Annotated in this window: 21 protein-coding genes; 10 read left to right on the forward strand and 11 right to left on the reverse strand. The window is 73.2% G+C overall.

Features of this window, described 5'->3' with window-relative positions; translation table 11 throughout:
- Positions 1-6: 6 nt before the first annotated feature.
- The 8 genes from ACIBW6_RS05785 to ACIBW6_RS05820 are packed head-to-tail and all read right to left on the reverse strand — an operon-like array spanning position 7 to position 7,301.
- Positions 7-2,025, reverse strand: a complete 2,019-nt coding sequence (locus tag ACIBW6_RS05785) for an NADH-quinone oxidoreductase subunit L (protein ID WP_399057010.1) — start codon at positions 2,023-2,025, stop codon at positions 7-9.
- On the reverse strand, positions 2,022-2,447 hold the full coding sequence (gene nuoK / locus ACIBW6_RS05790; RefSeq protein ID WP_399057012.1) for an NADH-quinone oxidoreductase subunit NuoK: 426 nt from the start codon (positions 2,445-2,447) through the stop codon (positions 2,022-2,024). The genes ACIBW6_RS05785 and nuoK overlap by 4 nt, the downstream gene beginning before the upstream one ends.
- The gene (locus ACIBW6_RS05795) at positions 2,447-3,085 is read right to left on the reverse strand and encodes an NADH-quinone oxidoreductase subunit J (RefSeq protein WP_399057014.1); all 639 of its coding nucleotides are present in this window, start codon (positions 3,083-3,085) and stop codon (positions 2,447-2,449) included. Before ACIBW6_RS05795 ends, nuoK begins: the two co-directional genes overlap by 1 nt.
- On the reverse strand, positions 3,082-3,969 hold the full coding sequence (locus ACIBW6_RS05800) for a 4Fe-4S binding protein (RefSeq protein ID WP_399057016.1): 888 nt from the start codon (positions 3,967-3,969) through the stop codon (positions 3,082-3,084). The genes ACIBW6_RS05795 and ACIBW6_RS05800 overlap by 4 nt, the downstream gene beginning before the upstream one ends.
- Positions 3,970-4,025: 56 nt before the next feature.
- Positions 4,026-4,994, reverse strand: a complete 969-nt coding sequence (locus ACIBW6_RS05805) for an NADH-quinone oxidoreductase subunit H (RefSeq protein ID WP_399057018.1) — start codon at positions 4,992-4,994, stop codon at positions 4,026-4,028.
- Entirely contained in the window at positions 4,991-6,274 is a 1,284-nt protein-coding gene (locus ACIBW6_RS05810; RefSeq protein ID WP_399057020.1) for an NADH-quinone oxidoreductase subunit C, read from the reverse strand. Before ACIBW6_RS05810 ends, ACIBW6_RS05805 begins: the two co-directional genes overlap by 4 nt.
- A complete protein-coding gene (locus ACIBW6_RS05815) occupies positions 6,271-6,888 on the reverse strand; it encodes an NADH-quinone oxidoreductase subunit B (protein ID WP_399057022.1) in 618 nt (205 codons plus the stop codon). Before ACIBW6_RS05815 ends, ACIBW6_RS05810 begins: the two co-directional genes overlap by 4 nt.
- A complete protein-coding gene (locus tag ACIBW6_RS05820; RefSeq protein ID WP_399057024.1) occupies positions 6,879-7,301 on the reverse strand; it encodes an NADH-quinone oxidoreductase subunit A in 423 nt (140 codons plus the stop codon). The genes ACIBW6_RS05815 and ACIBW6_RS05820 overlap by 10 nt, the downstream gene beginning before the upstream one ends.
- A gap of 189 nt (positions 7,302-7,490) precedes the next feature.
- Between ACIBW6_RS05820 and ACIBW6_RS05825 the strand changes: the two genes are divergently transcribed.
- The 5 genes from ACIBW6_RS05825 (at position 7,491) to ACIBW6_RS05845 (ending at position 14,364) form a co-directional block, all read left to right on the forward strand.
- Entirely contained in the window at positions 7,491-8,675 is a 1,185-nt protein-coding gene (locus ACIBW6_RS05825; protein WP_399057026.1) for a sensor histidine kinase, read from the forward strand.
- Positions 8,676-8,804: 129 nt separating this feature from the next.
- Positions 8,805-10,160 (forward strand): sensor histidine kinase, encoded by a 1,356-nt coding sequence (locus ACIBW6_RS05830; protein WP_399057028.1) that lies wholly within the window; start codon positions 8,805-8,807, stop codon positions 10,158-10,160.
- A gap of 183 nt (positions 10,161-10,343) precedes the next feature.
- Positions 10,344-11,015: a LuxR C-terminal-related transcriptional regulator gene (locus ACIBW6_RS05835; protein ID WP_399057030.1), complete on the forward strand. Its 672-nt coding sequence runs from the start codon at positions 10,344-10,346 to the stop codon at positions 11,013-11,015.
- A gap of 288 nt (positions 11,016-11,303) precedes the next feature.
- Positions 11,304-13,247, forward strand: a complete 1,944-nt coding sequence (locus ACIBW6_RS05840; protein ID WP_399057032.1) for a 2-oxoacid:acceptor oxidoreductase subunit alpha — start codon at positions 11,304-11,306, stop codon at positions 13,245-13,247.
- Between the two features lie 115 nt (positions 13,248-13,362).
- Entirely contained in the window at positions 13,363-14,364 is a 1,002-nt protein-coding gene (locus ACIBW6_RS05845) for a 2-oxoacid:ferredoxin oxidoreductase subunit beta (protein WP_399057687.1), read from the forward strand.
- 31 nt (positions 14,365-14,395) lie between these two features.
- On the opposite strand, the gene ACIBW6_RS05850 is transcribed toward ACIBW6_RS05845, so the two are convergent.
- The gene (locus ACIBW6_RS05850) at positions 14,396-14,770 is read right to left on the reverse strand and encodes a winged helix-turn-helix transcriptional regulator (protein ID WP_399057034.1); all 375 of its coding nucleotides are present in this window, start codon (positions 14,768-14,770) and stop codon (positions 14,396-14,398) included.
- Positions 14,771-14,862: 92 nt separating this feature from the next.
- Between ACIBW6_RS05850 and ACIBW6_RS05855 the strand changes: the two genes are divergently transcribed.
- From ACIBW6_RS05855 to ACIBW6_RS05875, 5 genes are all read left to right on the forward strand, one after another.
- The gene (locus tag ACIBW6_RS05855; RefSeq protein WP_399057036.1) at positions 14,863-15,732 is read left to right on the forward strand and encodes an SDR family oxidoreductase; all 870 of its coding nucleotides are present in this window, start codon (positions 14,863-14,865) and stop codon (positions 15,730-15,732) included.
- A gap of 284 nt (positions 15,733-16,016) precedes the next feature.
- Positions 16,017-17,036, forward strand: a complete 1,020-nt coding sequence (gene rarD / locus ACIBW6_RS05860; RefSeq protein WP_399057038.1) for an EamA family transporter RarD — start codon at positions 16,017-16,019, stop codon at positions 17,034-17,036.
- 7 nt (positions 17,037-17,043) lie between these two features.
- A complete protein-coding gene (locus tag ACIBW6_RS05865) occupies positions 17,044-17,493 on the forward strand; it encodes a VOC family protein (RefSeq protein WP_399057040.1) in 450 nt (149 codons plus the stop codon).
- A 750-nt stretch (positions 17,494-18,243) separates the two neighbouring features.
- Positions 18,244-19,206: a M28 family metallopeptidase gene (locus tag ACIBW6_RS05870; protein ID WP_399057042.1), complete on the forward strand. Its 963-nt coding sequence runs from the start codon at positions 18,244-18,246 to the stop codon at positions 19,204-19,206.
- 96 nt (positions 19,207-19,302) lie between these two features.
- Entirely contained in the window at positions 19,303-19,887 is a 585-nt protein-coding gene (locus ACIBW6_RS05875) for a flavodoxin family protein (protein ID WP_399057044.1), read from the forward strand.
- On the opposite strand, the gene ACIBW6_RS05880 is transcribed toward ACIBW6_RS05875, so the two are convergent.
- Positions 19,884-20,765 carry an ABC transporter permease gene (locus ACIBW6_RS05880; RefSeq protein WP_399057046.1) on the reverse strand — a complete coding sequence of 294 codons (882 nt, stop codon included), beginning with the start codon at positions 20,763-20,765 and terminating at the stop codon, positions 19,884-19,886. The genes ACIBW6_RS05875 and ACIBW6_RS05880 overlap by 4 nt on opposite strands.
- On the reverse strand, positions 20,752-21,690 hold the full coding sequence (locus tag ACIBW6_RS05885; protein WP_399057048.1) for an ABC transporter ATP-binding protein: 939 nt from the start codon (positions 21,688-21,690) through the stop codon (positions 20,752-20,754). The genes ACIBW6_RS05880 and ACIBW6_RS05885 overlap by 14 nt, the downstream gene beginning before the upstream one ends.
- Between the last annotated feature and the right edge of the window lie 19 nt (positions 21,691-21,709).

Genomic DNA, 21,709 nt, shown 5'->3' on the forward strand with positions numbered 1-21,709 from the left:
GGCTGCTCACGCTCCGGCGGTGGCGACGAGGACGACGGCGACCACCAGGACGACAGTGCCCGCGAGCAGTGCGCTGAGGTAGGTCTGCACGTTGCCGGTCTGGGCGCGGCGCACGGCCCAGCCCAGCGCCTTGGGGGTTTCGGCGGCGGCGCGCACGTACGTGTCGACGACCGCGTGGTCGAGGAAGCGGACCAGCGCGGCGGCGGCCTGGACCGGGCGGACGAAGAGGGCCGCGTAGCCGGCGTCGAGGTGGAAGCCGGCGGCGGCGTGCCGGTGCAGCGGGCCGAGCAGCAGGCGGCCCGGGTCGGCGGGGTCGGCGGCGCCCGCGATGTCTCCGTAGGCGGCCGTGTGCGTGGCGATGGCCTCGGCCTCGACGAGGCCGCCGTCGCCCGCCCCGGTGTCGACGGCGACCGCGCCGAGCGGGTACCGGCGCGCGGTCATCGCCGTGGTGTGGCGCCAGGCCCCATAGGTGACGAGGGCACCGACGAGCGCGAAACCGGTGCCGATGACGGAGGTGGTCAGGGTCGGGGTGAGCGAGCGGCCGTCGAACCAGTCGGGCAGGACGCCGGTGGCCAGGCCGAAGGCGAGGGAGGGGACCGCGAGGATCCACAGGACGACGTTCATCACGGCCGGTTGCCTGCCGTGGTCCGGGGCGGGTGTGCCCCGGCCGTTGAAGGCGAGCAGCCACAGCCGGGTCGCGTAGGCGGCGGTGAGCAGGGCCGTGACCAGACCCGCGACGAGGACGATCCAGCCGGACGCGGCCGGGACGCCGTGCTCGTGGCCGGTGGCGGTGTGCTCGGCGGCGCCCAGGACGGCCTCCTTGGAGAAGAAGCCGCTGAAGGGCGGGATCGCGGCGAGCGCGAGCAGCGCCACGGTCATCGTCCAGAAGGCGTCGGGGACGCGGTCGCGCAGCTTGCCCGTGCGGGCCATCGCGGCCAGTGAGTTGGTGCCGGCGGCGTGGATGACCACGCCCGCCCCGAGGAACAGCACGGCCTTGAAGGCGCCGTGCGTGAGGAGGTGGAAGACGGCGGCGTCGCGGTCGCCGACGGCGAGGGCGCCGGTCATGTAGCCGAGCTGGCCGACCGTCGAGTACGCGAGGACGCGTTTGATGTCGTCCTGGGCGAGGGCGGCGAGCGCGGAGCCCGCCATGGTCACGGCGGCCATGACGGCCAGCACGATCAGGGCCGCCCGCGAGGCGGCGAAGACCGGGAGGAGGCGGGCGACGAAGTAGACGCCGGCGGCGACCATCGTCGCCGCGTGGATCAGCGCGGAGACGGGCGTGGGGCCCGCCATCGCGTCGGGCAGCCAGGTGTGCAGCGGGAACTGCGCGGACTTGCCCGCCACGCCCGCGAGGAGGAGCAGGGCGATCAGGGTCGGGTGGTCGAGGCCGCCCTCGCCGGCGACCTTGCCCAGGATCGTCGTGATGCGGAAGGAGCCGGCGTCCGCGGCGAGGGCGAACAGGCCGATCAGGAAGGGGACGTCGCCGAGTTTCGTGACGAGGAAGGCCTTGAGGGAGGCGGCCCGTGCCTCGGGGGTCTCCCAGTAGTGGCCGACGAGGAAGTACGAGCAGATGCCCATGACTTCCCAGCCGACCAGCAGCACCATCAGGTCGCCCGAGTAGACGACGAGGAACATCGCGGAGGTGAAGAGCGAGACGAGAGCGGCGTACGAGGGGTAGCGCGGGTCGTCGCGGAGGTAGCCGGTCGAGTAGAGCTGGACGCAGGTCGCGACCAGGCCGACGAGGACGGCGACGAGGGCGGCGAAGCCGTCGATGTGCAGGGCGAGTTCGATTGGCACGGAGCCGGTCGGGGTGAGCTCGGTGTGCGCGTCGAGGGCCGCGGTGCCGTTGCCGGTACCGCCGCCCCGCTGGACGGCGACCACGACGCCGAGGACCAGGGCGGCCAGGGTCGGCAGCACGGCCAGCGGGCGGACGAAGCCGGGGGCGGTGCGGCCGAGCAGGAGGCCCGCGGCCGCGCCGAGGAACGGCAGGAGGGGGACGAGGACGGCGAGGGTCGTGGTGGTCACGCGGTGGCCTCGGCCTTCTTGTCCGCGACGTCGGCTGCGGCCGGGGTGGCGGAGGGGTCGTGCGGGTCGGCGCCCGGGGCACCCGGGGCGTCGCCCGGGTCGTCGTCCGGGTCGTGGGGTTCGGCGGAGTCGCGGAGCCGGTCGATGTCCGCGGTCCCGCGGTTGCGGTGGACGGCCAGGACGATCGCCAGGCCGATGCCGATCTCCGCGGCGGCGATGGCGATGGTGAACAGGGTCAGGGCCTGTCCGGAGTGCAGGGCGTCGCGCAGCCAGACGTCGAAGGCGACGAGGTTGAGGTTGACGGCGTTGAGCATCAGCTCGACGGACATCAGGACGAGGATCGCGTTGCGGCGGGCCAGGACTCCGTACAGGCCCGTGCAGAAGAGGAGGGCAGCCAGGACGGCGGGATAGGCGAGGTGCATCAGCGGTTGCCCTCCCGGCGGGCGGGTGCGGTGCCGGCGTCCGGCGCCGCGTCGGTCCCGGACTCGGCCGCGTTCTTCTTGCGGGACAGGACGATCGCGCCGACCAGGGCCGCGAGGAGGAGGACCGAGAGGGCCTCGAAGGGCAGCACCCAGTGGCGGAACAGGATGGAACCGGTCACGGCCGTGTTGCCCTCGGCGGCCACGTCCAGGTCGATCCAGGTCGTGCGGAAGGCGTCGACGACGACCCAGACCAGGGCGGCCGCGGCGGCGAGGGCCACGGTCAGGGCGGCCCAGCGGTTGGGGCTGTCCGCGTCCGGTGAGCGGCCGATGGGGGCGCGGGTCAGCATCAGCCCGAACAGGAGGAGGACGACGACGGAACCGACGTAGATGAGGACCTGCACCCAGGCGATGAACTCGGCGGTGAGCAGGAGGTACTCGACGGCGAGCCCGCCGAGGGCGACGACCAGCCACAGGGCGGCGTGCACCAGTTGCTTCGTGGTGACGGTGACGAGCGCGGCGCCGAAGGTGACCAGGCCGACGAGGAGGAAGGCGATCTCGACGCCGGTCGGGGAGAGGAACCCGTGGCTGTCGGCGGCCGTGGTGAGGGCGGCCGAGGCCGCCGTTGCGGCGGGGGTCATGCGGGCGTCTCCCCTCCGGGGTCGTCGGAGTCGGTGGCCTGGGCGGGGCCGGGGGCCTGGCCCGTCTGCGGGGGTTCGGCGGGCCCGGGGGCCTGGCCCGTCTGCGGGGGCTCGGCGCGCCCGGGGGCCTGGCCCGTCTGCGGGGGCTCGGCACGCCCGGGGGCCTGGCCCGTCTGCGGGGGCTCGGCGCGCCCCGGGGCCTGGCCCTTCTGCGGGGGCTCGGCGGTCCCGGGAGCCTGGGCGGGCCCAGGGGCCTCGGCAGGCCGCGAGGACTCGGCAGGCCCAGGGGCCTCAGCGGGCCGCGAGGGCTCGGCGGGCCCGGGGGCCTGAGTGGTTGACGCGGGCCCAGGGGCCCGGCCCGGCTGCGCGGACTGGGCCGCCTCGGCCGCCTGGGCCGCCTGGGCCGCCTGGGCCGCCTGGGCCGTGGCCAGTTTGTCCGCTGCTTTGCGGGCCGCCGCGAGTTCCTTGGGTTCCTCGGCCGACGGGTCGAGCGCGGGCGGGGACGGGACCGTCCACATCCACTCGCGGAGCTTGTCGCGTTCGTGGGTGAGGTCGCGGATGTCCGTCTCGGCGTACTCGAACTCCGGGGACCAGAACAGCGCGTCGAAGGGGCACACCTCGATGCAGATGCCGCAGTACATGCAGAGGGAGAAGTCGATGGCGAAGCGGTCGAGGACGTTGCGGCTGCGTTCCCGGCCGCCCTCGACGGCGGGCGGGACCGTCTCCTTGTGCGAGTCGATGTAGATGCACCAGTCGGGGCACTCGCGTGCGCACAGCATGCAGACCGTGCAGTTCTCCTCGAACAGGCCGATCACGCCGCGGGTGCGGGGCGGGAGTTCGGGCTGGACGTCCGGGTACTGCTCGGTGACGGTCTTCCGCGTCATCGTACGGAGGGTGACGGCGAGGCCCTTGGCCAGGCCGGACCCGGGGAACGGAGGCACTAGTCGATCGCCACCTTCACGATTCCGGTGAGCGCGATCTGCGCGAGGGCGAGGGGGATGAGCGTGGTCCAGGCGAGCTTCTGGAGCTGGTCCTCGCGCAGCCGCGGGTAGGACACGCGCAGCCAGATCACGACGAAGGCGAGGACCGCCGTCTTCAGCAGCGTCCACACCCAGCCGAGGCCGTCGGCGCCCCAGGGACCGTGCCAGCCGCCCAGGAAGAGGACCGTGGTCAGGCCGCACAGGACGACGATGCCCGCGTACTCGGCGAGCAGGAAGAGCGCGAAACGCAGCCCGGTGTACTCGGTGTACGCGCCGAAGATGATCTCGGAGTCGGCGACGGGCATGTCGAAGGGCGGGCGTTGCAGTTCGGCGAGGCCCGCCACGAAGAAGACCAGGGCGCCCACGATCTGCCACGGCAGCCACCACCACTCGAAGGCGTCGAGGATGCCGGGCAGCGAGACGGTGCCCGCCGCCATCGCGACGGAGGCCGCCGCGAGCAGCATGGGCAGTTCGTAGGCGAGGAGCTGGGCCGCGGTGCGCAGGCCGCCGAGGAGGGAGAACTTGTTGGCGCTGGCCCAGCCCGCCATCAGCGAGCCGAGCACGCCGACGCCCATCACCGCGAGCACGAAGAAGATGCCCGCGTCGATGGCCTGGCCGACCGCGCCGTCGCCGGGGCCGACCGGGATCGCCAGGAGGACGAGGAGGTACGGCAGCAGGGCCACGGCGGGGGCGAGCTGGAAGACGCGGCGGTCGGCGTCGGCCGGGACCACGTCCTCCTTCTGGGCGAACTTGACGCCGTCGGCGACGAGTTGGGCCCAGCCGTGGAAGCCGCCCGCGTACATGGGGCCGAGCCGCCCCTGCATGTGGGCCATGACCTTGTGCTCGGTCTGGCCCACGGCCAGGGGCAGCACCAGGAAGGCGACGAAGACGAGGACGAGGCGCAGGGCGACGTCGAGAACGTCGTTCACTGCGGGCCTCCCTCGGTGGTGGTGGTGGTGTCGTCGCTGTCGCCATCGCTGTCGGGGGCCGGATCCGTCGGTTCGGGTCCGGTGCGGGCAGGGCCCGGCTCGGCGTCCCCGCGGCCGGTGTCAGCGCCGCCGGTGTCAGCGCCGCCGGTGTCGGCGCCGCCGGTGCCGCCGCCGCCAGGTTTCCTGCCGCTGGCCCCGTCCGGGCCCGACCCGGTCGAGTCCGACCCGGTCGAGTCCGACCCGGTCGAGTCCGACCCGTCCGAGCCGGACCCGGCCGGGTCCGGCTCGTCGAAGGCCGGCTTGGCGTGGTGCCAGGGGGCGTCGGAGGAGCGCGGCGCGGCCGGTGCGCCGGTCGCGGCCGGGCCGTCACCCGCCGCCGGCCGCTGGCTCGCCGAGCCCTCGGACACACTGCGCGCTCGCCGGGCGGGCCGCGCCGGACGCGCCTGGCTCCCGGGGGCGTCCGTGGCGGGCGGCGCGGCGGCCTCCGCGGCGGCCGGGGCCACCGACTGGCTCGCCGACCCCTCGCTCGCCGACCGCGACCGCCGCGCCGGACGCTCCCCCGGGCCAGTACCGGCACCGGCCGCACCGGCACCAGCCGCACCCGCACCCGCACCACCCGCGGCCCCCGCACCCTGCACAGGACCCGCACCCCGCCCAGGCCCCGCACCCCGCGCAGGACGCACCCCCCGCGCAGGCCGCGCCGGAGCCGCCGGCAGCTGGCCCTTCAGCGGGCCCCACTCGTTCGGGTCGGGTACGCCGGGCGGGAGCATCTGGCGGCGCTTGGGGCCGCCGTGTTCGGACTCCCCCGGCTCCTTCGCGCCGGGCCAGGCCTTCGCGACGCGTGCCGCGAGGACGAAGTCCTTGCGCAGCGGGTGGCCTTCGAAGGTGTCCGGCAGCAGCAGCGGGACCAGGTGCGGGTGGCCGTCGAAGCCGATGCCGAACATCTCGTGCGTCTCGCGCTCGTGCCAGGCCGCGCCCGCGTACTCCCCGACGGCCGAGGCGAGCACCGGCGCGGCGTGCGGCACGGTCGTACGCAGCAGCAGGCGGCGTACGGAACCGGGGGCGACGGCGGCGACGTGCGCGCAGACGCGGAAACCGAGCTCCGGTTCGTCGACGGCGCTCAGCCAGTCGAAGTAGGTGCAGCCCAGCGTCGTACGGGCCGTACGGAGCGCCTCGGTCCACGAGGCGGCGGGGACGTCGACCGTCAGCAGGTCGTAGGCCTCCTCGGCGGTGGCGTCCGCGCCGAACAGGTCCTCGACGGGGTCCGGCAGCCAGCTCATCGGTCACCGCCCGGGGCGGGCGGCTGCACCAGGCCGCTGCTCAGCGCCGCCGCGGAGGGACGCCCGGCCGCCGCGTCCGCGGAGGCGTACCGCTCGCCGAGCGATTCGCGGGCGATCTTCTCCTGGAGCTTGAGGATGCCCTGGAGCAGTGCCTCCGGGCGGGGCGGGCAGCCGGGCACGTACACGTCGACGGGGATGATCTGGTCGACGCCCTTGGTCACGGAGTACGAGTCCCAGTACGGGCCGCCGCAGTTGGAGCAGGCGCCGAAGGAGATGACGTACTTGGGCTCGGGCATCTGCTCGTACAGCCGCTTCACGGCGGGCGCCATCTTGTCGGTGACCGTGCCGGAGACGACCATCAGGTCGGCCTGGCGCGGGCCGGGCGCGAACGGGATGACGCCGAGCCGGATGAAGTCGTGCCGGGCCATGGACGCGGCGATGAACTCGATGGCGCAGCAGGCGAGCCCGAAGTTGAAGACCCACAGGGAGTACCGGCGGCCCCAGTTGAGGACCACCTTCATCGGCTCGGGGGCCAGGCGGGAGAGCACGCCGAGCCGCTTCGGCTCCGGCAGGAGAACGGGAGCGGACTCGGGGGTCGCGCGGCTCACGTCCATGTGAGGACGCCCTTCTTGTATGCGTACAGCAGGCCCACGGCGAGGAAGCCGAGGAAGAGGAACATCTCCACGAGCGTCGTCGCGCCGTATCCGGGCGCGGCGAAGACCGTCGCCCAGGGGAAGAGGAAGACGGAGTCGACGGCGAAGATCACGTAGAGGAAGGCGTAGACGTAGTAGCGGACCTGGGTGTGGGCCCAGCCGTCGCCGACGGGGTCGACTCCGCACTCGTAGGTGAGGAGTTTCTCGGGGGTCGGGACCACGGGGCGCAGCAGGCGGCCGGCGCCGAAGGCCACGGCGACGAAGAGCACGCCGACGACGGCGAGCAGCCCGACCACCGAGTACGAGTGGAAGTAGTCCGCCGCGCTGACGGTCACGGCCGGGCCCGTCACGTCCGTCGCCACGTCTGTCGGCACGTCTGTCGCCCCTCGCGTGTTCGTGTTCGACGATGTACGCACGGGAGTCTAGGGCCTGTTAAAGGGAGGGTAAGCAGCCCGGTGCGGTGCGCGACCTCCGTGGGGGCCCGGGGGTGGGGTTATCCCCCGTTCGTCCCCGGCGGTCCGCCTCATGGCGCGGCGGCGGCGGCGCAGGGCACCCTTTCGGCTATGACCGACCCACTCGACTCCCTCGGCTCCGCGGGCGAGCGCCCGTCGCCGCCCCCGCCGCGTCTCGCCTACGGCAGGCACACCTGGAAGGAGATCGCGTATCTCCTGAGCAGCTTCCCGCTCGCCGTGCTCGGCTTCGTGTACGCGGTGACGCTGCTGGCGGTCGGCGCGGGGCTGACCGTCACCGTGATCGGGCTGCCGCTGATCGCGGCGGGGCTCTCCGGGGCGCGCCTGCTCGGCCGGGCGGAGCGGGCGCGGGCCCGCAAGCTGCTCGGGGTGCGGATCGACGAGCCGAGTCCGCTGCCGCGGCGCCGCGGGGACGGTTTCTTCGGCTGGCTGTGGAACGGGCTGAAGGACTCGGTGGGCTGGCGGGCCGTGCTGTACGAGGTGATCCGGCTGCCGTGGGGGGTGCTGACCTTCGCGGTGACGCTCGTCGGCCTCTTCGTGCTGTGGCCGGTGCTGCCGTTCGTGGTGCGCGGGCTGACCAACGCCGACCGGGCGATGGTGCGCGGCCTGCTGTCGCCCTCGGACGAGCTGGAGCGCCGGATCGAGGAGCTGGAGTCGGACCGCGGGGTCGTCGTGGACACGGCGGCGGCGGACCTGCGCCGGATCGAGCGGGATCTGCACGACGGCGCCCAGGCCCGCCTGGTCAACCTGGCCATGGGGCTCGGCCTTGCCAAGGAGAAGCTCCTGGAGGACCCGGACGCGGCGGCCGAGATGGTCGACGAGGCGCACGGCGAGGTGAAGCTGGCCCTGCAGGAGCTGCGGGACCTGGCGCGCGGCATCCACCCGGCGGTCCTCACCGACCGCGGCCTGGACGCGGCGCTCTCCTCGGTGGCCTCGCGGTGCACGGTGCCGGTGAAGGTGACGGCGGAGCTGGCGGAGCGGCCGGCCCCGGCCATCGAGGGCATCGCCTACTTCACCGTCTCCGAGCTGCTGCAGAACGTCAGCAAGCACAGCCGCGCCACGACGGCCTCGGTCGACGTGTGGCGGTCCGCGGAGCGGCTGCTGATCCAGGTGCGGGACGACGGGCAGGGCGGTGCCAGCCTCGACAAGGGCACGGGCATGTCCGGGCTCGCGGAGCGGCTCGGCGCGGTCGACGGCCTCTTCGTCGTGGACTCGCCGGACGGCGGCGGCACGACGGTCACCGCCGAGCTGCCCTGGCGCGACCGGTCCCGGGCGTAGCGGTGGCCCGGGTCCGGAGGTAGGGAAAACCCCCGGTCCAAGACGCCGACCCGCCGCATGGTCCCGGGCCGCGCGCCCGGGGAGTCTGGAAGGACAGCAGCGGCCCCTCAGCAGAAACGGATGGCACTCATGGCCACGGAGCAGTACGGATACCGCAGCGAGTACTCGTACGACGACGAGCGCCGTCCCCGGCGGCGCGGGCTCGGCCGGCTGCCCGCCGGGCTGCGGGCGCCGGTCGAGGGCCGCGCCTGGCGGGAGTTCGGCTATGTGCTGCTCGGCCTGCCGGTCGCGATCGCGGCGTTCACCTGGTCGGTGACGATGATGTCGCTGGGGGCCGGGCTGCTCGTCACGTTCGTCGGGGTGCCGGTGCTCGCGGCGGCACTGGCCGGGGCGCGCGGCATCGGCGCCCTGGAGCGGGCGCGGGCGCGGGGGCTGCTCGGTCTGGAGATCGGGACGCCGGAGCCGGTGCGGCCGCGCTCGGGCGGGCCGCTGGCGTGGATGGGCGCGACGCTCAAGAGCGGGGCCTCCTGGCGTCATCTGCTGTACACGGTGCTGCACTTCCCGTGGGCGGTGTTCTCCTTCTCGGTCGCGGTCGCGTTCTGGACGACGGGCTGGTCGCTGCTGACGTATCCGCTGTGGCAGTGGGTCTTCCCGATGTACGCGGGCCAGGCGGGCCTGCAGCTGTACGGCGACGAATCGCACTCCGTGTACCTGAACAACCCGTTCGAGATCACGCTGACCGCGGTGGTGGGCCTGCTGGTGACGCTGGCGACGCCGTGGATCGTGCGGGCGCTGACGACCGTGGACCGGGTGCTGGTCGCCGGGCTGCTCGGCCCGTCGAAGCTCGCGACACGCGTGGTGCAGCTGGAGTCGGACCGGGGTGTCGTCGTCGACACGGCCGCCGCGGACCTGCGGCGCATCGAGCGCGACCTGCACGACGGCGCGCAGGCCCGCCTGGTCAACCTGGCCATGGATCTCGGTCTCGCCAAGGAGAAGCTGAGCGAGGACCCGCACACGGCGGCCCGCATGGTCGACGAGGCGCACGGCGAGGTGAAGACGGCGTTGCAGGAGCTGCGGGACCTGGCGCGCGGCATCCACCCGGCGGTCCTCACCGACCGCGGCCTGGACGCCGCCCTCTCCTCGGTCGCCTCGCGGTGCACGGTCCCGGTGGCGGTCGAGGTCGACCTGCGGGAGCGGCCGGCCCCGGCCATCGAGGGCATCGCCTACTTCACCGTCTCCGAGCTGCTGCAGAACATCAGCAAGCACAGCCGCGCCACGCGGGCCACGGTCGACGTGTGGCGGTCGGGCGAGCGGCTCATGCTCCAGGTGACCGACAACGGGGTCGGCGGCGCCGACGCCACCGCGGGCTCGGGGCTCGCGGGGCTGACCGAACGCCTTGACGCGGTCGACGGCATCCTCCTGGTCGACTCCCCGGCGGCCGGTCCGACCAGGGTCACGGCGGAGCTGCCGTGGCGCCGCGCGTGACACCGGGGAAGTGAACCGCCGGCCGGTCCGGGCGGGGCCACCGCGGCCCCGCCCGGACCGGTCGCACGTATGTACCCCCGTTCTGCCGGCTCGGGCCCGCCCCGGCCCGGATGCTGGGATGCTGGTCCCTGTCAGAACTGGCCGCCGTGACAGGTGCGCGGCGGCGCTGGGGGGCCGAAAAACATGGAGGACAGGGTGCGGGTGGTCATCGCCGAGGATTCAGTGCTGCTCAGGGAGGGCCTGACCCGGTTGCTGACCGACCGCGGCCACGAGGTCGTCGCCGGGGTCGGGGACGGGGAGGCGCTGGTCAAGACCATCACCGACCTGGGCGCGCAGGACCAGCTGCCGGACGTGGTCGTCGCGGACGTACGGATGCCGCCGACGCACACGGACGAGGGGGTGCGGGCCGCGGTGCAGCTGCGCGGGCGCTACCCCGGGCTCGGGGTCCTGGTCCTGTCGCAGTACGTCGAGGAGCAGTACGCCACCGAGCTGCTCGCCGGTTCCAGCCACGGCGTGGGGTACCTGCTGAAGGACCGGGTGGCCGAGGTGCGGGAGTTCGTGGACGCGGTGGTCCGCGTCGCGGAGGGGGGCACGGCGCTCGACCCGGAGGTGGTCGCGCAGCTGCTCGGGCGCAGCCGCAAGCAGGACGTCCTCGTCAACCTCACGCCGCGCGAGCGCGAGGTCCTCGGCCTGATGGCGGAGGGCCGGACCAACTCGGCCATCGCGCGCCAGCTCGTGGTCAGCGACGGCGCCGTCGAGAAGCACGTGAGCAACATCTTCCTGAAGCTGGGGCTCTCGCCGAGCGACGGGGACCACCGGCGCGTTCTGGCCGTTCTCACCTACCTCAGATCCTGACCGGACGGGCTACCACGGGAGCACGCCATCTGACACCCTGTCAGATGGCGTGGCGGCGGAACCGGGCGCAGAACCGGGAGGCAGGCGCGGCGCGTCTTCCAGATCGCTTCGAGCAAGGCTCCGGGGGGTCGGTGGATCATGGCAAACCGGGACGACACGCCGTCTCGATTCCAGGTCCATTGCGCGAACCTTCAAGGAAAGCCGCCCCTCGCGGACGTAGGGTGGAGCCGGGGGGAGGCCAGTGGGACGGGCCTGCCCGCACAGCCGCCTCTAGGGAGGTCCAGTTCAGTGACCAGCAAGGTCAGTAGCCCAGCCGCACAGGCCGACGGGACCGACAGTGCAGTGGTCGGAGAACAGCGCTCAGCCGCGGATCAGCCGGGCAAGGGCGTCCGGCGTCTGGACCGGGTGATCATCCGCTTCGCGGGCGACTCCGGTGACGGTATGCAACTCACGGGCGACCGGTTCACCTCGGAGACCGCCACCTTCGGCAACGACCTGTCGACGCTGCCGAACTTCCCCGCCGAGATCCGCGCCCCCGCCGGGACCCTGCCCGGCGTCTCGTCGTTCCAGCTCCACTTCGCCGACCACGACATCCTCACCCCGGGCGACGCGCCGAACGTGCTGGTGGCGATGAACCCCGCCGCGCTCAAGGCGAACATCGCGGACGTGCCGCGCGGCGCCGAGATCATCGTCAACACCGACGAGTTCAGCAAGCGCGCCATGGCCAAGGTCGGGTACGCCGTGTCGCCCCTGGAGGACGGCTCGCTGGACGGCTACGCCGTGCACCCGGTGCCGCTGACCACGCTGACCGTGGAGGCGCTCAAGGAGTTCGAGCTGTCCCGCAAGGAGGCCGAGCGCTCCAAGAACATGTTCGCGCTCGGCCTGCTGTCGTGGATGTACCACCGGCCCACCGAGGGCACCGAGAAGTTCCTGAAGCAGAAGTTCGCCAAGAAGCCCGAGATCATGAAGGCGAACCTGGCGGCCTTCCACGCCGGGTGGAACTTCGGCGAGACCACCGAGGACTTCGCGGTCTCCTACGAGATCGCCCCCGCCACCACCGCGTTTCCCACCGGCACCTACCGCAACATCTCCGGGAACCTGGCCCTCTCGTACGGCCTGATCGCCGCCTCCCGCCAGGCGGACCTGCCGCTGTACCTCGGCTCGTACCCGATCACCCCGGCCTCCGACATCCTGCACGAGCTCTCCCGGCACAAGAACTTCGGCGTACGCACCTTCCAGGCCGAGGACGAGATCGCCGGGATCGGGGCGGCGCTCGGCGCGGCGTTCGGCGGCGCGCTCGCGGTGACCACCACCTCCGGCCCGGGCGTGGCGCTCAAGTCCGAGACGATCGGGCTCGCCGTCTCGCTCGAACTGCCGCTCCTGGTCGTCGACATCCAGCGCGGCGGGCCCTCGACCGGGCTGCCGACCAAGACCGAGCAGGCCGACCTGCTCCAGGCGATGTACGGGCGCAACGGCGAGGCGCCCGTCCCGATCGTCGCGCCGCACACCCCGGCGGACTGCTTCGACGCCGCGCTGGAGGCCGCCCGGATCGCGGTCACCTACCGCACCCCGGTCATGCTGCTCTCGGACGGCTACCTGGCCAACGGCTCGGAGCCGTGGCGCATCCCCGAGATCGACGAACTCCCGGACCTGCGCACCCAGTTCGCCTCCGGCCCGAACCACACACAGGCCGACGGCACCGAGGTCTTCTGGCCCTACAAGCGGGACCCCGAGACCCTCGCGCGGCCGTGGGCGGTGCCGGGCACGCCAGGTCTGGAGCACCGCATCGGCGGGATCGAGAAGCAGGACGGCACGGGCAACATCTCCTACGACCCGGCCAACCACGACTTCATGGTCCGCACCCGCCAGGCCAAGATCGACGGCATCCGGGTCCCCGACCTCACCGTCGACGACCCCGGCGGCGCCGACACCCTGGTGCTCGGCTGGGGTTCGACCTACGGACCGATCACCGCGGCCGTGCGCAGGCTGCGCGGCGCCGGCGAGTCGATCGCCCAGGCCCATCTGCGCCACCTCAACCCCTTCCCCCGGAACCTGGGCGAGATCCTCCGGAGCTACGAGAAGGTGGTCATCCCCGAGATGAACCTCGGCCAGCTCGCCACCCTGGTCCGGGCCAGGTATCTGGTGGACGCCCACAGCTACAACCAGGTCAACGGAATGCCGTTCAAGGCCGAGCAGCTCGCCACGGCTCTGAAGGAGACCATCGATGGCTGAAACGCAGCTCAACGAGGCCCCCGAGGCCCCTGAGTCGACGGACGCCGCCGGGGGCGGGGCCCGCGCCACGGAGACGCTGCTGTCGCTCGTCCCCAAGGCCGAGGGCCGGCAGTCCATGAAGGACTTCAAGTCCGACCAGGAAGTGCGCTGGTGCCCGGGGTGCGGCGACTACGCGGTCCTGGCCGCCGTGCAGGGCTTCATGCCCGAACTCGGCCTGGCCAAGGAGAACATCGTCTTCGTCTCCGGCATCGGCTGCTCCTCCCGCTTCCCGTACTACATGAACACGTACGGGATGCACTCCATCCACGGCCGTGCCCCCGCCATCGCCACCGGGCTCGCCTCCTCCCGCCGGGACCTGTCGGTGTGGGTCGTCACCGGGGACGGCGACGCGCTGTCCATCGGCGGCAACCACCTCATCCACGCCCTGCGCCGGAACGTGAACCTGAAGATCCTGCTCTTCAACAACCGCATCTACGGCCTGACGAAGGGGCAGTACAGCCCCACCTCCGAGGTCGGCAAGATCACCAAGTCCACGCCGATGGGCTCCCTCGACGCGCCCTTCAACCCCGTCTCGCTGGCGCTCGGCGCCGAGGCGTCGTTCGTGGCCCGGACCGTCGACTCCGACCGCAAGCACCTCACCGAGGTCCTGCGCCGGGCCGCCGACCACCCCGGCACCGCCCTGGTCGAGATCTACCAGAACTGCAACATCTTCAACGACGGCGCCTTCGAGGTCCTCAAGGACAAGCAGCAGGCCGAGGAAGCCGTCATCCGGCTCGAACACGGGCAGCCGATCACCTTCGGGGCCGACGGCTCCAAGGGCGTCGTCCGCGACCCGGCCACCGGGGACCTCGCGGTCGTCGCCGTCACCGACGACAACCGGTCGCGGATCCTGGTCCACGACGCGCACGCCGCGTCGCCGACCACCGCCTTCGCGCTCTCCCGCCTCGCGGACCCCGACACCCTGCACCACACCCCGATCGGTGTCCTGCGCGACGTCGAACGGCCCGTCTACGACACCCTGATGGCCGACCAGCTCGACGCGGCCATCGAGAACAACGGCAAGGGCGACCTCGCGGCGCTGCTCGCCGGGGGCGACACCTGGACCGTGGTGGGCTGACGCCCGCCGGAAGGGGCTCGCGCTCCGGCCGTCAGCCGGAGCGCGCCTCGTCGTAGCTCCGGCGCGCCGCGGTGACCGCCGCCATCCGCCGGTCCGTCCACTCCGCCAGCGCGCCCACCTGGTCCGCGGCCTCCCGGCCCAGCTCCGTCAGCGTGTAGTCGACGCGCGGCGGGATCACCGGCTTCGCGTCCCGGTGCACCATCCCGTCCCGCTCCAGGGTCTGCAACGTCTGCGTCAGCATCTTCTCGCTGACCCCGCCGATCTCCCGGCGCAGCTCGCTGAAGCGGAACGAGCGCTCCCGCAGCGCCAGCAGCACCAGGACGCCCCAGCGGCTCGTCACGTGCTCCAGCACCAGGCGCTGGGGGCAGAGCCCCTCCCCGGCCGTGACCCATCCACTTACCTTCATGTAGGTACCTTACTTCAAAGTGGGTACTTTCTATTCCACAGTGCCGGTCTTACGGTGAGGAGAGAACCACCCCACACAAGGAGAAACCCGTCATGAGCCTCGTCATCACCGGAGCCACCGGTCACCTCGGCCGTCTCGTCGTCGCGGGGCTGCTCGACGCGGGCGTCCCGGCCGGAGAGATCGCCGCCGTCGTCCGCGACAAGGAGAAGGCCGCTCCGCTCGCCGCCCGCGGCGTGGAGCTGCGCGTCGCCGACTACAGCGCCCCCGAGACGCTGGACGGCGTCTTCCGCGCCGGCGACAAGGTCCTGCTGATCTCCGGCAGCGAGGTCGGGCAGCGCGTGGCCCAGCACCGGGCCGTCATCGACGCCGCGCGGACCGCGGGCGTCCGCTCCCTCGCCTACACCGGCGTCCTCGGCGGCCCCGACGCCGACTTCGCCCTCGCCGACGAGCACAAGGTCACCGAGCAGGCCGTCCTCGACTCCGGCCTGACGTACACCTTCCTGCGCAACGGCTGGTACCACGAGAACTACACCGAGAACCTCGGCCCCGTCCTGGAGCACGGCGCCGTCCTCTCCTCCACCGACGGCGGCCGCGTCGCCTCCGCCTCGCGCGCCGACTACGCGGCCGCCGCCGTCGCCGTGCTCACCGGCGAGGGCCACGACAACACCGCCTACGAGCTGAGCGGCGACGTCGCCTGGACCCTCACCGAGTACGCGGCCGAGGTCGCCCGGCAGTCCGGCCGGTCCATCGTCCACCGCCCCGTGACGCCCGAGCAGAACCGGGAGATCCTCGTCGGCGCCGGGCTCCCCGCCCCCTTCGCCGACATCCTCGTCGACGTCGACGCCGCCATCGGGCGCGGGCTCCTCGCCCGCCGCACGGGGGACCTGGCCCGGCTCATCGGGCGGCCCACCACGCCGCTTGCCGACGCCGTCGCCGTGGCGCTCGCCGACGCGCCGAAGTAGTCCGGGGGCCGGGATCCCGGGCCCCGCTCCGGGCCCCACCGGCCGCACCAGCCCTACCGGGCCCACCGGGCCCACCGACCGCACCGGCCGCACCGGCCGCACCGGCCGCACCGGCCGCACCGACCGCACCGACCGCACCGGCTCCACCGGTTCCACCGGCCCCCACCGGGCCCACCAGTCCCGCGTCAGGACCGTATGGCGATACGGACATGACACCTGCCGCCTCGCGGCGCTACCTTGCTCGGTGGCCGCCACGGGGCTGCCGGGTGTCATGAGGAGGGTCCGTGCAGGACGGGGCGGCAGGAGAAGCGGAGCGGCGCCGCGAGGGGCGCACCGGGCTCCTCAACGGGTTCGCGGCGTACGGGATGTGGGGCCTCGTGCCCCTCTTCTGGCCGCTGCTCAAGCCCGCCGGGTCGGTGGAGATCCTCGCCCACCGCATGGTGTGGTCGCTGGCCTTCGTGGGCGTCGCGATGCTCTTCGTCCGCAGGTGGGCGTGGGCCGGGGAGCTGCTGCGCAGTCCGAAGCGGCTGGGGCTCGTCGCCCTCGGCGCCGCCGTCATCACCGTCAACTGGGGCGTCTACATCTGGTCCGTGAACTCCGGGCACGTGGTCGAGGCCTCGCTGGGGTACTTCATCAACCCCCTCGTCTCCATCGCCCTGGGCGTCCTCCTCCTCAAGGAACGGCTGCGGCCCGCCCAGTGGACCGCCGTCGGCGTGGGACTCCTCGCCGTGCTCGTGCTCGCCGTCGGGTACGGCCGGCCGCCCTGGATCTCCCTCGTCCTCGCGTTCTCCTTCGGCACGTACGGGCTCGTGAAGAAGAAGGTCAACCTCAGCGGGCTCGAATCGCTCGCCGCCGAGACCGCCGTCCAGTTCCTGCCCGCGCTGGGCTATCTGCTGTGGCTGGGAGCGCAGGGGCATTCGACCTTCGCCACGGAAGGGAGCGGGCACGCGCTGCTCCTCGCCTCCACGGGGCTGGTCACCGCCGTGCCCCTGGTCTGCTTCGGTGCCGCCGCCATCCGCGTGCCGCTCTCCACCCTCGGGCTCCTGCAGTACCTCGCGCCCGTCTTCCAGTTCCTGCTCGGCATCGCCTACTTCCACGAGGCGATGCCGCCCGAGCGGTGGGCCGGGTTCGGCCTGGTGTGGCTGGCGCTGGCGCTGCTGACCTGGGACGCGCTGCGCTCCGCTCGGGCGGGGCGGGTCGCTCTGGCGCGGGCCGCGGCGGAGGCCGCTGCGGAATCGGAGGCGGCTGCGGTCGCCGCCGCGGGGGTGGCGGACGGGGGCGCGGTGCCCGTCCGCCCCCTATAAGTGAGGCATGACCTTTGAATGGAAGCTTGTCGTCGACGCCGGTGATCCGCATGCGCAGGCGGAGTTCTGGGGTGCCGCGCTCGGCTACGAGATCGAGGACAACGCCGCGCTGATCGCGCAGCTGCTCGGCGTCGGGGCCGTGCCGGAGAGCGAGACCGTCGAGCGGTGGGGGCGGCGGGCCTTCCGCGACCTGGTCGCCGTGCGGCACCCCGGCGACCCCGTCGACGAGCGGACCGGGACGGGGCTGGGGCGGCGGATCCTGTTCCAGCGGGTGCCCGAGCCCAAGTCCGGCAAGAACCGGCTCCACATCGACGTGCACGCCGGGGAGGAGCGCCGCGACGCGGAGGCGGAACGGCTGGTGGGGCTCGGGGCGAGCGTGACGCGCTTCGTCGAGGCGGCTGGGGGGCGGTGGCTGCTCATGGCTGATCCGGAGGGGAACGAGTTCTGCCTGCAGTGAGGCGCGGCCGGGGCGTGGCGGGGTGCGCCTGGGGGCGGTGGTGGGTTGGGCGGGGCCGGGTCGGTGTACCTCCTCGGCCGGTTCGGTCTGACCCCCTGCTGTCCGCCCAGAGGCTCTGACCCGGTGCCTGGTCCCAGCGGTGTCCTGCGGGGGCACACCGACCCGTCCCCACCCGTACGTCTCGCACGCGCCCGCGCCCCGGTGGACCATCCGGCCCGGGGCGAGCGCCCGTCGTCGACTGACGCACCCACGCCCCAGCCCCGCCCCGCCTCGCCCCGCCTCGGGCAGCCGCCCCGCCATGGGCAGCCGCCTCGCCTTGGGCAATCTGCCTCCCCCAGACTCCGTCCGGGGGGACCCCCAGGGCGGCAGGGTGGGCAAGGCGGCACCCCAGCGCCGGACGCGCTACCGAAGCAGGGCCCTGCAACAACCCCGCCCCCGGCACCCGCCCCGCCTCGGGCAATCTGCCTCCCCCAGACTCCGTCCGGGGGGACCCCCAGGGCGGCAGGGTGGGCAAGGCGGCACCCAAGCGCCGGACGCGCGATCCGAACAGGGCCCCAGAACGACCCCGCCCGCGGCACCCCGCGCCGGACTCGCATGGCAACTGGGCCCCGCCGAAACACCGCCCCCCAAGAACCCCGCCCGATAACCGAACCCCCCTGACCGGAAACCGCTCTTGACGGTACGTCAGGGCTCCCAGGACCATCGGGCCACCCCGATCCCCGTTCACCCGGGAGAACCAGGAGCCCCCACATGCCCCTGCACCCCAGCCCCATACGCCCGCGGCTGGCGACCACCGCCCTGCTCGCCGCCGCCGCCCTGATCACCGCCGCAGCCACCCCCCTCACCGCCGGCGCGGCCCCCGCCCCGAGAACCCTCGCCGCCCCCGACATCCCCGTGGCCTCCGTCAAGGCCCACCTCACCCAGCTCCAGTCCATCGCCACCGCCAACGGCGGCAACCGCGCCCACGGCCGCCCCGGCTACAAGGCCTCCCTCGACTACGTGAAGGGGAAGCTGGACGCGGCCGGGTTCACCACCTCCGTCAAGCAGTTCACCTCCGGCGGCCGCACCGGCTACAACCTCGTGGCCGACTGGCCCGGCGGCGACACCAGCCAGGTCGTCATGGCCGGCGCCCACCTCGACAGCGTCACCGCGGGACCCGGCATCAACGACAACGGCTCGGGCTCCGCCGCCGTCCTGGAGGCCGCGCTCGCGGTCTCCAGGACCCAGTTCAAGCCCGCCAAGCACCTGCGTTTCGCCTGGTGGGGCGCGGAGGAGCTCGGCATGGTCGGCTCCCGGAACTACGTCAACTCCCTGTCGGTGACCGACCGTTCGCGGATCGCCGGATACCTGAACTTCGACATGGTCGGCTCCCCCAACCCCGGCTACTTCGTGTACGACGACGACCCCGCCCTGGAGAAGGTCTTCAAGGACTACTACGCCGGCCTGGGCGTCCCCACCGAGATCGAGACCGAGGGCGACGGCCGCTCGGACCACGCCCCCTTCAAGAGCGCGGGCATCCCGGTCGGCGGCCTGTTCAGCGGCGCCGACTACCGCAAGACCAGCGCCCAGGCCCAGAAGTGGGGCGGCACCGCGGGCAAGCCCTTCGACGCCTGCTACCACTCCGCCTGCGACACCGCCGCCAACATCGACACGACCGCCCTCGACCGCAACAGCGACGCCATCGCCTACGCCCTGTGGGGGCTCGCCGGGTAGCGGCCCGCGACCCCCTTCCCGTACTTACTTGCGTGTGCATATACTGCACGCGCAAGTAAGTATGTGCAGCCACGTCTGCGAACCAGGGGGCCCACCATGACCGGCCGTCACTTCCTCTTCGTCCTCGGCAGCAGCCGGCCCGGCGGCAACTCCGAGATCCTCGCCCGCGCCGCCGCCGAGCAGCTGCCGCCGGACGTGGAGCAGCGCTGGATCGACCTCGCCGCCCATCCGCTCCCCGACTTCGCGGATCTGCGGCACGACAGCGACCACGTGCGCCCCGAGGGCGACGACGTCGCGCTGCTGCTCGACGCCACCCTCGCCGCCACCGACATCGTCATCGTCTCGCCCCTGTACTGGTACTCGGTCTCCGCCGCCACCAAGCGCTACCTCGACCACTGGTCGGGCTGGCTGCGCACGCCCGGCGTCGACTTCAAGGCCACCCTCGCCGGGCGCACCCTGTGGGGCGTGACCGCGCTCGCGCACCAGGAGGAGGTCGTCGCCGACCCGCTCGTCGGCACCCTGCGCAACTCCGCCGCGTACCTCGGCATGCGCTTCGGCGGCGTCCTGCTCGGCAACGGCAGCAAGCCCGGGGACGTACGCGCCGACGAGCGGGCGCTGGTGCGGGCCAAGACCTTCTTCGCGCGGGAGGCGCCGCTCGCCGCCTTCCCGTACGCGTCCTAGACGGTGATGTCCTTCGCCATGAAGCGCGCCCAGGCCGCCGAGCCGAACACCGCCGCGTACAGCGCCTGGAGTCCGAGGTTCTTGACCAGGTCGTCCCAGTAGACCGGGTCGCGCATCAGATCGGCGAAGGACAGCCAGTGGTGCGAGAAGAAATATGGCTGGATGGCGTGCAGCTGAGGGATCTGGTCGAGGATCTGGACCGTGATCAGCAGGCCCACCGTCGTGGCCATCGCCGCGATCCCGCTGTTGGTGAGCGTGGAGACGAACAGGCCGAGGGCCGCCACGCCGGTGAGGGACGCGGCGACGGTGAGGGCGATCAGCAGGGCCCGGCCGAGCCCTTCGCCGTAGCCGATGCGCGTGCCGGAGATCGTGACCACGTCGCCGAGCGGGAACAGGAGCGCACCGGTGATCAGCGCCGAGACCGCCACGACCAGCGTCGCCACCCCGCAGAAGGCCACCACCGCCGCGTACTTGGTGAGCAGCAGCCGGGTGCGGCCCGCCGGGGCGACGAGGAGGTAGCGCAGCGTTCCCGCGCCGGCCTCGCCCGCCACCGCGTCGCCCGCGACGACCCCGACGGCCATGGGCAGGAAGAACGGGAGCGTCGCGGCCAGCGCGGTGAAGACCAGGAAGAGGCCGTTGTTGGTGATCTGCGCGAGGAAGGCGGGGCCGCCGCCCTGGGGCCCGCCGCCGAGCCCCTGGCCGTCGCCGGTCTCGATCTTCACGGCCACCCCGATCAGGACCGGGACGGCCGCGAGGACCGCGAGCAGGGCGAGCGTGCGCCAGCGGCGGAACGTCGTCGTCAGCTCGCTGCGCAGCAGGCCGAGCGTCCACAGCGGGTGGGATCGCGGGGCGGTGCGGACCGGGTCAGCCTGCGACATCGAAGCCCTCTCCGGTCAGGGCGACGAACGCGTCCTCCAGCGAGGCCCGCTCCAGGGCGAAGCCGCTGACGCGTACGCCCGCGGTGACCAGGGCCTTGTTCAGCTCCGCCAGGTCCGTGGCGGCGGGCGGCGGTTCGGCCGTCAGCCCGGTGTCGGTCGTCGCGAGGAGCGGGACCGCGTGTTCCTTCAGGACGCGCGCCGCCTCCGCCGTGTCGGGGGTGGTGATCGTCAGCCGCCCGCGGGCGGTCGCGGCGAGGTCCGTCACCGGCCCCTGGGTGAGCAGGCGGCCCCGGGCCATCACCGCGGCGTGCGTGCAGACCTGCTCGATCTCGTCCAGGAGGTGGGAGGAGAGGAAGACGGTGGTGCCGTCCGACGCCAGCTCCCGTACGAGCGCCCGGATCTCGCGCATGCCCTGCGGGTCGAGGCCGTTCGTCGGCTCGTCGAGGACGAGGAGGCGGCGGGGCCGCAGCAGCGCCGCGGCCAGCCCCAGGCGCTGCTTCATGCCCAGTGAGTACGCCTTCGCCTTCTTGGCCGCGGCGGCCGTCAGGCCGACCCGGTCCAGGGCCGCGGCGGCCCGCGCCGCACGGGTGCGGGGGTCGGCCCCCGGGTCCGCCGCGTCCAGCCGCAGCAGGTTGTCGCGGCCGGTCAGGAAGCCGTACAGGGCGGGACCCTCGATGAGCGCGCCGACCTGCGGCAGGACCGTGCGGGTGGCGCGCGGCATGGGCCGGCCGAGGACCTGGGCGGTGCCCGAGGTCGGGGCGATGAGCCCCATCAGCATCCGGATGGTGGTGGTCTTGCCGGAGCCGTTCGGGCCGAGGAAGCCGAAGACGGCGCCTTCGGGGACGGTCAGGCTCAGCCGGTCGACGGCCAACTGGCCGCCGCGGTACCGCTTGGTGAGCTCGCGGGTCTCGATGACCGGCGCCATGCCCCTCCCTCGTCATGAG

Origin of the sequence: Streptomyces sp. NPDC049813, assembly GCF_044465085.1 — a bacterium.
Taxonomy (GTDB): domain Bacteria; phylum Actinomycetota; class Actinomycetes; order Streptomycetales; family Streptomycetaceae; genus Streptomyces.